A 10801-nucleotide genomic window follows, 5' to 3' on the forward strand; every position below is an offset into this window, starting at 1 on the left:
GCCACCGCCGCCGCGGCCGGTACTCCGTACGACCTCGTCGTCTCCGCCGGGATCGGCGGCGGCTTCCAGCCCGCCGCGCCCGTCGGCTCGCTCGTCGTCGCCGACGCGATCACCGTCGCCGACCTGGGCGCCGAGACGCCCGACGGCTTCCTGCCCGTCACCGAGCTCGGCTTCGGCCGCGTCACCCATGAACCCCCGCCCGCGCTCGCGGGCGCGCTGGCCGCCGCCACGGGCGCCGCGGCCGGCACCGTCCTGACCGTCTCCACCGTGACCGGCTCCGCCGAGCGCGCCGCCGCGCTGCTCGACCGCCACCCGCGGGCCCTCGCCGAGGCGATGGAGGGCTTCGGCGTCGCCGAGGCCGCCGCCCCGCGCGGCCTGCCCGTCCTGGAGGTCCGCGCGGTGTCCAACCCCGTGGGCCCGCGCGACCGCGCCGCCTGGCGCATCGGGGACGCCCTCGCCGCGCTGACCGAGGCGTTCGGGAAGTTCACGCCCGTACTGGAGAGTTGGAACAGGCATGACTGGCATGACGACTGAATTCCCGGATCGGGCGCTGAAGATCGCTTACTCGCCCTGCCCCAACGACACGTTCGTCTTCGACGCGTGGGCGCACGGGCGGGTGCCGGGCGCCCCCGAGCTCGACGTGACCTTCGCGGACATCGACATCACGAACGGCGTCGCGGAGTCCGGCTCGGCCGACTACGACGTGTTGAAGGTGTCGTACGCCGTTCTTCCTTACATCCTCGACGAGTACGCCCTGCTGCCCTGCGGTGGCGCCCTCGGGCGGGGCTGCGGGCCCCTTGTGCTCACCCGGGAAGCCGGGGTCGACCTCAGCGGCAGGACCGTCGCCGTGCCCAGCGAGAAGTCGACCGCCTATCTGCTGTTCCGGCTCTGGGCCGCCGATGTGCTGCCCGCCGACGTCGGCGAGATCGTGGTGCTTCCGTTCGACCAGATCATGCCCGCGGTGCGGGACGGGAAGGTCGACGCCGGGCTCGTCATCCACGAGGCGCGGTTCACGTACCAGAACTACGGGCTGCACAAGCTCGCCGACATGGGGGAGCACTGGGAGGCGACGACCGGGCTGCCGATTCCGCTCGGCGCGATCGTCGCTCGGCGGGCGTTGGGGGAGGGTGTGCTGCGCGGGCTCGCCGCGGCCGCGCGCGCGTCCGTGCGGATGGCCTGGGACGATCCCGAGGCGTCCCGGCCCTATGTCCTTGAGCACGCCCAGGAGATGGATCCGGCTGTCGCCGATCAGCACATCGGGCTGTACGTCAACGAGTTCACCGCGGACCTCGGCGAGGACGGCTACGCGGCCGTCCGCGGCCTCCTCACCCGAGCCGCAGCGGAGGGCCTCGTCCCGGCCCTGCGCCCCGGGGCGCTGTCCTTCCCGTAACTGGGGCTCCGCCCCAGACCCCGCTCCTCCGATACGGGGGTCCAGGGGGCGGAGCCCCCTGGGGGGTCACACATCCAGCTGGTCCGCCACTGCGCGCAGCAGGCCCGCGATCTTCGCGCCGGACGCCTTGTCCGGGTAGCGCCCCTTCTCCAGCATGGGGGTGATGTTCTCCAGGAGGGTGGTCAAATCCTGGACGATGGACGCCAGTTCGTCCGGCTTGCGGCGCTGCGCCGCGGCCACGGACGGGGTCGGGTCGAGAAGTGTCACCGAAAGAGCCTGGTCCCCACGCTGCCCGGCGACCACGCCGAATTCCACGCGCTGGCCGGGCTTGAGTGTGTCGACGCCGGCGGGCAGTACGGAGGAATGCACGAAGACGTCACCGCCGTCGTCGCGGGAGAGAAAGCCAAAGCCCTTCTCGCTGTTGAACCACTTGACCTTGCCGGTAGGCACGTGAAGTCCTCGTCCTCGTACTCGTCGTCGTACTCGTCTGTGCCGCGACGCGTGCCGGCGGACTGTCTGTCCCGTCCGCCGGGCGTAAACGGCTCTGGATAGCAGTACAGCGGGTCGCCCGACCCGCCGGCACCAAGACTATTGGTCCCGGGGCCGGTGACAAGACGTCCCCGGTTTCTTCCTTCGCGCTGGGAACTACCCTGGTCCGGTGCGTGACAAAACCCAAGCGAATTCCAGCGGACCGGGCGACGGGCTCGTCCGGATTGGCGCGATCGTTTTCTTCGTCGGCGCCGTGGCCACTCTGGTCACGGTGGCCCCGCTGTTCCTCGGCGGCGACCCTTTCCCGTCCCTCGCGTATGCCGTGTGCATGCTGATGGGTGCGGGTTTCCTCATCGCGGGCGCGGGCGTGCTGCGCGGAATCGCGGTGCAGCGGCGTCAGGCCAGGTCGGCGGCCGGTCCGGCGGCCGGGTCCTCGGCCACATAGGCCGAGAGCCAGGCCGGGAAACGGCTCAGATCGTCGAGTACGACATCGGCGCCCGCCGCGCGCAGTTCCGCTGCGTCGCACGGCCCCGTCGCCACCGCTACGGACAGCGCGCCCGCCGTACGCGCGCCGCGTACGTCGCCGGTGTGGTCGCCGACGTACACCGAAGCCCCGTATTCGCGCAGGGCCTGCGCCTTCTGCTCCGCCCACAGGTCGCCGACGACGGCGTCCGCGTCGATCGCCAGGTGCTTCAGGTGGAGCTTCGCGTTCGGCTCGAACTTGGCGGTGACGACTATCGCGCGGCCGCCCGCCGCGTGCACCGCGTCCACGGCCTCGCGGGCGCCGGGCAGCGCGGGCGTCGCGGTGATCGCGTATGTGGGATACATCTCACGGTAGAGCGTGGCCATGGGAGCGATCTGTTCGGCTGGAAACCAGTGCTTCAGTTCCTGCTCCAGGGGCGGGCCGAGCCGGGTGATCGCCAGGTCCGCGTCGATGTACGTGCCCGTGCGCTCCGAAAGCTCCAGGTAACAGGCGCGGATGCCGGGCCGGGAGTCGATCAGGGTCATGTCGAGGTCGAAGCCGACGGTGAGTGCGGCGGGGGCCCGGTCAGTCCGTGAGGTCATGTGCCCATTGTGCCGAGGGCTCCTGGGCCCGAGGGCCCCGGGCGGAGCCCAGGAGCCCCTTACACTTAGCCAAGCCTTACCAACCCCTGCCCCGCCCTTGGCTTACCGGCCCGCCGTCCCCGAACTGCGAAACGAGCCTCCATCGATGCGTGTGCCCGTCAGACGCGCTGTCGCGATGACGGCGGCCGTCGTGGCCCTGTTGCTCGCGGTCCTGTTCAGCCTCGCCGTCGGCGCCCGCGCGATCGCGCCGTCCGCGGTGTTCGACGCCCTCTTGCAGGGCGGGCACAGCGACGCCGCCGAAGTCGTCCGGGAGATGCGGGTGCCGCGCACCGTCATCGGCCTGATGGTCGGCGCCGCCCTCGCCGTCGCGGGCACCGCCCTCCAAGGCATCACCCGCAACCCCATCGCCGACCCCGGCATCCTCGGCATCAGCCAGGGCGCGTCGGTCGGCGTCGTGCTCGCCATCGCGTACGCGGGCGTGCACACGCTCACCGGATACGTCTGGTTCGCCTTCGCGGGCGCGGGCATCGCCTCCGTCGCGGTGTACGCCATCGCCAGCAGCGGGCGGGGTGGGGCGACCCCGGTCAAGCTCGCCCTCGGCGGCGCCGCCATCAACGCCCTGCTCGTCTCCGTGACCACGGCCGTCCTCACCACCAAGGCGTCCGCGCTCGACGAGTTCCGGTTCTGGCAGATCGGCTCGCTGTCCGGGCGCGACGCCGAAATCGCCGCCCAGATCTGGCCGTTCCTGCTCGCCGGGCTCCTCCTCGTCCTCTCCGTCGCCCGCGGCCTGGACGCCCTTGCCCTCGGCGAGGACGTGGCGAAGGGGCTCGGGCAGAAGGTCGCGGTCGTACGGATCGTGGGCGGGCTCGGCGCCACCGTCCTCACCGCCGTGGGCGTCGCCGCGGCCGGGCCCATCGCGTTCATCGGCCTCGCCGTCCCGCACATCGCCCGCGCGATCATCGGCAGCGACCACCGCTGGGTCCTGCCCCTGGCGGCCCTCCTGGGCCCCATCATGCTCCTCGTCTCCGACACGATCGGCCGCATCATCTTCCCCCCGAGCGAGGTCCCGGCAGGCGTCATGACAGCCCTCATCGGGGTCCCCTTCTTGGTGACCCTGGTCCGCAGAAGGGCGGTCGCCGCGTGAGCCTCCCCCGTTCCCGCTCCCGTTTTGGGCAGGCGTTCCGCACGGCGGAACGGGTGGGCAAAACCCCGGGTTCCGGGCAACTTTCACGCGTACGTCCAGCCGGTTACGGCGTACTCCGGTTCCAGAAGGCCAACTTCCTCGTACACCGCCGCTCCGGCGTCGTCGCGGTGGCCCTCGGCCTGGCCCTCGCAGCCGCCTGCCTGGCATACCTCTGCATAGGCGAAACCTTCGTACACCCCGCAGAAGCCCTGAAGGTCGTCCTCGGGCAGCCCTCCCCCGACGAGCTGGTCGTCGGCACGCTGCGCGAACCCCGGATGACGGTCGGCCTCCTGGTCGGCGCCGCGTTCGGCGTCGCGGGCGCCCTCATCCAGACGGTCGCCCGCAACCCCCTGGCCAGCCCGGACATCATCGGCATCAGCCAGGGCGCGAGCGCCCTGACAGTGGGCGCGATGACGTTCGGCCTGACGTCGTACACCGTGCTCCCGTACCTCTCCGTGGCAGGCGGCATCCTCGCCGCCCTCCTCGTGTACGTGTTCGCCTGGCGAGGCGGCCTGCACGCCACCCGCTTCGTCCTCATCGGCATCGGCTTCGCGATCGCGCTCCGCTCGGTCACGACGCTGTTCATGACGAAGGGCGACTACCTCGTCGCGCAGCAGGCGCAGATCTGGATGACGGGCAGCCTGAACGGCCGCGGCTGGGCGGAGGCGGAACCGCTCGCCCTGACCCTGCTCGTCCTGCTGCCCTGCGTGGCCTGGGCGGCCCGGGCCCAGCGCACGGTGTCGATGGACGACGACACGGCGACCGCGCTCGGCGTCCGCCTGGGCCGCGTCCGCCTCGGCCTCGTCCTGCTCGGCGTCGTCCTCGCCTCCGTGGCGACCGGCGCCGCGGGCCCCGTCGACTTCGTGGCGCTGCTCGCCCCGCAGATCGCCCGCCGCCTCACCCGCACCGCGCAGATCCCGCTGCTCGGTTCGGCGCTGCTCGGCGCGCTGATCGTCGTACTCGCCGATCTGCTCGCGCGGAAGCTGTTCGCGCCGACCGAGCTGCCGGTGGGTGTCCTCACGGCGGCCGTCGGAGCGCCGTACCTGATCTGGCTCATCATCAGGAGCCGCACCGTCCGCAATGGAGGCACCGCGTGACCGCCCCCGCCAAGGCCCCCGCCGACGCCCGCCTCGCGGCCCGCGAGCTGACCCTCGCGTACGAGGACCGCACGGTCGTGCACGACCTGGACCTCGCGATCCCCGACGGCAAGGTCACCGTCATCGTCGGCCCGAACGCCTGCGGCAAGTCCACGACCCTGCGCGCCCTCGGCCGGCTCCTGAAGCCCAGGGGCGGGAGCGTCCTGCTCGACGGCGAGGCGCTCGCGAAGCTGCCGACGCGGCACATCGCCCAGCAGATCGGGCTGCTCCCGCAGACCCCGGTCGCGCCCGAGGCGATCACCGTCGGCGACCTCGTGGCACGCGGCCGCCAGCCGCACCAGCGCTGGTGGCAGCAGTGGTCCGACGCCGACGAGACCGCCGTCACCGAGGCGATGGAACGCACGGACGTGGCGGAGCTCGCCGAGCGGTCCGTGGACGAGCTGTCGGGCGGCCAGCGGCAGCGCGTGTGGATCGCGATGGCCCTCGCCCAGGAGACGGACATCCTGCTTCTGGACGAGCCCACGACCTACCTGGACATTTCCCACCAGGTCGAAGTCCTCGACCTGGTACGGCAGTTGTCCGCGGTCACCAAAGAGGGCGACCGCGGCCCCGCGGCCGCACGGTCGTGGTCGTCCTGCACGACCTGAACCAGGCCGCCCGGTACGCCGACCATCTCGTCGCCATGAAGGAAGGGCGCCTCGTCGCCGGGGGGACGCCCGCGGAGGTCGTCACCGAGGAGCTCGTACGCGAGGTCTTCGGCCTGGAGTGCGTGGTGATACCCGACCCGGTGACGGGGTCCCCGCTGGTGGTGCCCGGCGCTCCCTGGCAGCCGGCCGCTCCGGCAGACCAGCAGCTCCCCCTCGACGACCGCGACGACCTCGACGACCTCGATGACCGCGACGACCTCGACGAAAGGCCCGCCTCATGACCAGCCTCCCCCGCCGCCGCCCCCTCACCGTGGGCGCCCTGGCCCTCTCCGGCGCGCTCGCCCTGTCCGCGTGCGGCTCGTCCGACGACGACAAGAAGGCGGACTCGGGCAAGACACACGTCGTGAAGACCGCCATGGGTGACGTGAAGGTGCCCGTCGCGCCGAAGCGGGTCGTCGTACTCGACACCGCCGAGCTGGACTCCGCGATCTCGCTCGGCGTGAAGCCGGTCGGCGCGACGCACGTCGAGGCGTCGAGCGGCTTCCCGAGCTATCTGCCCAAGGACGAGGTCGAGGGCGTCAAGGACGTCGGCGAGATGCTGAACCCCAACATGGAGGTCATCGCCGGACTCAAGCCGGACCTGATCCTCACCTCGAAGATCCGGCACGGCGCGAAGTACGACCAGCTCAAGCAGATCGCGCCGACCGTCATGACGGAGACGACCGGCCACCCCTGGAAGGAGAACTTCCAGACGCACGCCGACGCGCTCGGCAAGAAGGCCGAGGCGCAGAAGGTCGTCGCCGACTACACGGCCCACGCCAAGAAGGTCACGACGGCGATCGGCGGCCCTGCCAAGGCCAAGGCGACGAAGGTCAACGTCATCCGCTTCATGGAGGGCGCGGACATCCGCCTGTACGGCGAGCAGAGCTACATCGCCACGATCCTCAAGGACGTCGGCCTCGGCCGCGCCCCGATCTCGGCGAAGGCCAAGGACGGCTTCTCGTACGACCTGTCGCCCGAGAAGATCGACCAGGCCGACACCGACGTCATCTTCCGGTCCACGTACGGCGATCCGAAGAAGGCGAAGCAGACGCAGACCGTCGGCAGCGGACTGTGGAAGAACATGAAGGCCGTGAAGTCCGGCAATGTCCACACCGTCGACGACGAGCTGTGGATCCAGGGCATCGGCTACACGGCCGCGGCGAAGATCCTGGACGAGATGCAGGCGGACCTGACGAAGAAGTAGCCGGAAGCAGCCGCGCTCCGGGCGCGGACTACTCCTCCGCCGCAGGCCGTTGCCGCTGCGACCTCCACACCAGGAAGAGCGCGGAGGCGACGGCCGCGCCGCGGACCACCCAGGGCCAGGTGTCGGCCACCGCCTCGTTCATGTGCCCCTTGACGATGGTGTCGCCCCACTTGCCCTGCGAGCGGCCCCACAGCCAGCCGATGCCCGACGCGACGGCGAGGCCCGGCACGACGAACACGCCGACCTTCTTCTCGGCCGGGGTGAGCTTGCGCGAGAACCAGGCGACGACCCAACCGCCCACCAGCGCGAACCAGTTGCCGATGACCGCGCCCGCGATGAGCGCGAGGGCCGCGAGCAGCACGAGGGGGCTGGTGAGGGAGAAGGCGCGGGCAGCGGTCACGGCGCCGCCCGCGACGTCGGCCTTGGCCGAACTCCCCTGCGCGGCGGCGCCCTTGGCGGGGGCGGCCGCCCTGGCCGACGGGGGCAGCAGTCCGCCGAGGCGGCGGCGCGGGGCGGCCTCGAAGGCCCCGTCGGGCCCCTCCTCGTCGTCCCATTCGCCGTCTTCGGCGCCTTCGAAGCCCTCTTCGGCGTCGTCCCCGTAGTCCTCGGCGTCCTCGGTGCCCTCCCGGGTGCTGCCGCCTCCCGGCTTCGCCATGCTCACCGGGCGCCCGGGGCCCGCGGCGCGGGCGGTGGGCGGCGGCTTCAGCATCTCCGGGATCTCCACGCCGCCCACGAAGCCGTGCACGGTGTCCGCGCCCGCCGTCGGGGTGTTGTCCACGCGCCACCAGTCGGGTTCGAGTCCGGCGTCGCCGGTGGTGCCCAGTTCCTCGGTGCTCGCGAGGTGGGGCGGGGCGGGGCGCCGGGGTTCGGGGACGGGCCCGGACATGGGCGCGGCCGCGGGCCCGGACGCTCGGGCGGCGGAGTCCTTCTCCGGGGCGGACCGCTGGGCGGACGCGGGGCGCAGCCGGGGCCGGGGGACGGCCCGGCGCAGCCGGCCCGCCTCGGGCACGACCCGCCGCAGCCGGCTCGACGTCGTGGGCTCGTCGTCCTGTTCGGGAATGGCGGCGCTCACGTCGTCGGGGTTCGCGGCCGCCGCGTCGACCAGGTCGTCCGGGGTGCCGAGGCGGTCCAGGATGCGGCGGACCGCGGCGGGGCTGTCGGCGGCGCCGGCCCGGCGCCGGTCGATCTCGCTCCGCAGCCCCGAGACCAGCTTCATCCGTGTGCCGGACGACAGTTGGCGCTGCTGGGCGACGTCGCCGACGCGGCTCAAATAGTCGAAGACGAGCTGGTCGCTCTCGATCCCCACGAAGTTCCCTCCGGGGCTGCGGTGTTGTGGGCCCGGCCTCGACGTTACCGTGGGCCGGGCCCACTGGCCCCGTTGCCCCCTTTCCCCTGAAGTGGGTCCCGCTGATCGGCCTGCGGCCTCGTCCTCAAACTCCCCCAAGCTCTTAATGAGCAGGGAGGGACCCCCTCGACGGGCTTTCTATTGTCAGCCGATCGATACGCCGTACACGGCCAGCGGTTCCGTCACCGGCTGGAAGTACGTGGTTCCGCCGGAGGCGCAGTCGCCGGTGCCGCCCGACGTGAGGCCGAGTGCCGTCTCGCCCGCGAAGAGCGAGCCGCCGCTGTCGCCCGGCTCGGCGCAGACGTCGGTCTCGATGAGGCCGTAGACGGGGCCGTCGCCGTAGTCGACGGCGGCGTCCAGGTTCGTGACCTGGCCGTCGTGCAGCCCCGTGGTGGCGCCGCTGCGGTGCACGTACTGGCCGATGTACGGGTCGGCGGCGTCCGAGATGGGCCGTGTGGTGCCGTTGTAGAGGTTGACGGCGCTCGGGTGCGGGACGTCGGCGGTGTACTCGACGATGCCGTAGTCGTCGCCGGGGTAGCTGGAGTCCGCGGTCGTGCCGATGGGCGGGCCGCCCTCGGTCTCGGACCAGTCGGCGGACTCGTTCGTGCAGTGGCCCGCGGTCAGGAAGTACGGGTTGCCGTCCTGGTCGACGACGTTGAAGCCGAGCGAGCAGTAGCCCGACGCGTCGTAGACGCCGTCGCCGCCCGCGATGTGGCGCTTGAACTCCCCCTTCGTGTACGTCAGTCGGGCCTTGTCGCCGAGATCCTCGACGACTGCCTTGAGCTCGCGCAGCTCGGCGCCGCGCACCGTGCGGTCGGCCGTGACGACGAGCTTGCCCGCTGCCGGGCTGATGACCCAGGAGGTGCCGGGGGTCGAGGACCTCCGGTCGAACTCCGCCCGGGCGTCCTTGAGTTCGGCGAGGGTCGACTGGTCGGCGACTCTGGCGCCGGTGCCCGCCGCCTCGGCGTGCTGGAAGGTGAAGGCCGTGGAGACCAGCGCGGTGATGGCCACGCCTGCCACGGTGACACTGCGTTTGGACAATCGTCGGTGCTTCAACTCGCGTCCTCCTCGGGGGCCGCGTGCATGCCAGTGGGACGCGACTCACTGTCCGGCAGCCCAGGAGGGCGCGTACAAGGACCGATTGGGCATGCGCGCGGTGCCGCCCGGGCGCCCCCGGCCGTGGCCTCACCACGGCGAAGACCGGCCACCCGAAGGGGCGGTCGGTCAGCCCGGCTCGTCGGCGAGCTCCGCGACCCCCGTGACCCGGTGCAGCGGATACGTACGCACTTCGTCCGCCGTGTGGTCGTACGCGGTGACGAAGCCGCCCTCGACCCGCACCGGGGCGATGACGCGCTGACTGGCGGCGCCCTCGGCGTTGACGTAGCCGATCCACAGCGCCTCGCCGGTCAGCACGGCGGCCTGCATGGTGGCGAGCGTCTCGGCGGCGGTGGTGCGGGGAAGCGCACCCGGCGCCCCGGAGGCGGCGGGCGCGGCCTTGCGCGGAGCCGTCGAGGCGAGATCACCGGCGCGGATGGCGCGTACGGCGGCGTCGAGGAGGGTGCCGTCGGGCAGTGGCGGCCCGTCCGGGACGGGCTCGGGCGCGGTGCGCGGCGGCGTGCGGTGACTGTGCGCGCGGGTGATGAGGACGTCGCCCTCGGCGCTCTCGGCGGAGGGCGCGAACCCCATGGAGCGCAGCCCGTCGAGGAGCACGGCGGGCTCGGCGGGCGTGGCGAGCACGGTCGGCGCGAGCCGCCGGAGGCGCAGCCCTTGGGCGCGCTTGTCGGCGAGGATCTCGTTGAGTACGCCTTCGTCGTCGCAGCGTACGTACGCGGAGGCGGCGCCGATGCGCAGGTGTCCGTGTTTGCGGGCGACGTCGTCGATCAGATACGCGAGGGGCTGCGGGACGGGCGTACGGGAGTGCTCGGCGAGGAACGCGTGCAGGTCGGACGCGCTCTGCCCGGCGTCGAGTGCGCGCCGCACGGACCCGGGCGTGAACCGGTACACGGTCGCGCCGCCCTTGGACTCGACGTCGGCGAGCACGGACAGGGCGTCGGCGAGGGGCCGTTGCAGGGGTCCGGGGGCGACGGCGGTGAGGTCGGCCTGGAGCAGGACGTGGTCGAGGGGTTCGGGGAGGAGCGGGGCGAGCCGCCTGGCGGCTTCGGCGGCGGCCGCGGCGTACTCGGCGGGAGTACCGGCGCCGAGCAGGGCGCGCGCGTGCGAGGCGAGCGCCCCGCGTCCAGTGACGCCGAGCAGCTCGGCCTCCTCCAGCGTCCAGTGGGCGAGCCGCGGCCGCAGGTCGGAGGCGTCGGCGCCGCGCGCGGGCGGGCGCTCCCAGCGCA

The 10801-nt window shown here is 72.5% G+C and carries 11 protein-coding genes and 1 pseudogene; 7 read left to right on the top strand and 5 right to left on the bottom strand.

The window, feature by feature from the left end; translation table 11 throughout:
• Positions 1-534, top strand: a 534-nt coding sequence (locus tag STRAU_RS23755; RefSeq protein ID WP_037661478.1) for a futalosine hydrolase, incomplete at its 5' end; no start/stop codon positions are given.
• On the top strand, positions 524-1390 hold the full coding sequence (locus STRAU_RS23760) for a 1,4-dihydroxy-6-naphtoate synthase (protein WP_016642927.1): 867 nt from the start codon (positions 524-526) through the stop codon (positions 1388-1390). The genes STRAU_RS23755 and STRAU_RS23760, both read left to right, overlap by 11 nt.
• Positions 1391-1456: 66 nt before the next feature.
• On the opposite strand, the gene STRAU_RS44475 is transcribed toward STRAU_RS23760, so the two are convergent.
• Positions 1457-1840: a cold-shock protein gene (locus STRAU_RS44475; RefSeq protein WP_016642928.1), complete on the bottom strand. Its 384-nt coding sequence runs from the start codon at positions 1838-1840 to the stop codon at positions 1457-1459.
• Positions 1841-2048: 208 nt separating this feature from the next.
• Here STRAU_RS44475 and STRAU_RS23770 point away from each other — a divergent pair, with 208 nt between their 5' ends.
• Entirely contained in the window at positions 2049-2324 is a 276-nt protein-coding gene (locus tag STRAU_RS23770; RefSeq protein ID WP_037661481.1) for a hypothetical protein, read from the top strand.
• On the opposite strand, the gene STRAU_RS23775 is transcribed toward STRAU_RS23770, so the two are convergent.
• Positions 2276-2944, bottom strand: a complete 669-nt coding sequence (locus tag STRAU_RS23775) for an HAD family hydrolase (RefSeq protein WP_016642930.1) — start codon at positions 2942-2944, stop codon at positions 2276-2278. The two genes, STRAU_RS23770 and STRAU_RS23775, sit on opposite strands and share 49 nt — an antisense overlap.
• Positions 2945-3089: 145 nt before the next feature.
• Here STRAU_RS23775 and STRAU_RS23780 point away from each other — a divergent pair, with 145 nt between their 5' ends.
• From STRAU_RS23780 to STRAU_RS23795, 4 genes and pseudogenes are all read left to right on the top strand, one after another.
• Positions 3090-4088 carry a FecCD family ABC transporter permease gene (locus tag STRAU_RS23780; protein ID WP_037661483.1) on the top strand — a complete coding sequence of 333 codons (999 nt, stop codon included), beginning with the start codon at positions 3090-3092 and terminating at the stop codon, positions 4086-4088.
• A gap of 53 nt (positions 4089-4141) precedes the next feature.
• Positions 4142-5224, top strand: a complete 1083-nt coding sequence (locus tag STRAU_RS23785; RefSeq protein ID WP_016642932.1) for a FecCD family ABC transporter permease — start codon at positions 4142-4144, stop codon at positions 5222-5224.
• A pseudogene (locus STRAU_RS23790) lies at positions 5221-6152 on the top strand (ABC transporter ATP-binding protein). The gene STRAU_RS23785 and the pseudogene STRAU_RS23790 overlap by 4 nt, the downstream one beginning before the upstream one ends.
• Positions 6149-7117 (top strand): ABC transporter substrate-binding protein, encoded by a 969-nt coding sequence (locus tag STRAU_RS23795; RefSeq protein ID WP_016642935.1) that lies wholly within the window; start codon positions 6149-6151, stop codon positions 7115-7117. The pseudogene STRAU_RS23790 and the gene STRAU_RS23795 overlap by 4 nt, the downstream one beginning before the upstream one ends.
• A 28-nt stretch (positions 7118-7145) precedes the next feature.
• Here the strand turns inward: STRAU_RS23795 and STRAU_RS23800 are convergent, their stop codons facing one another.
• The 3 genes from STRAU_RS23800 to STRAU_RS23810 form a co-directional block, all read right to left on the bottom strand.
• The gene (locus tag STRAU_RS23800; protein WP_016642936.1) at positions 7146-8423 is read right to left on the bottom strand and encodes a hypothetical protein; all 1278 of its coding nucleotides are present in this window, start codon (positions 8421-8423) and stop codon (positions 7146-7148) included.
• Positions 8424-8606: 183 nt separating this feature from the next.
• Positions 8607-9518, bottom strand: a complete 912-nt coding sequence (locus STRAU_RS23805) for a S1 family peptidase (RefSeq protein WP_037661484.1) — start codon at positions 9516-9518, stop codon at positions 8607-8609.
• Positions 9519-9686: 168 nt separating this feature from the next.
• On the bottom strand, positions 9687-10801 hold a 1115-nt coding region (locus tag STRAU_RS23810), incomplete at its 5' end, for a helicase-associated domain-containing protein (protein WP_037661486.1).

The sequence above is a fragment of the Streptomyces aurantiacus JA 4570 genome, from assembly GCF_000414115.1.
Lineage (GTDB): Bacteria > Actinomycetota > Actinomycetes > Streptomycetales > Streptomycetaceae > Streptomyces > Streptomyces aurantiacus_A.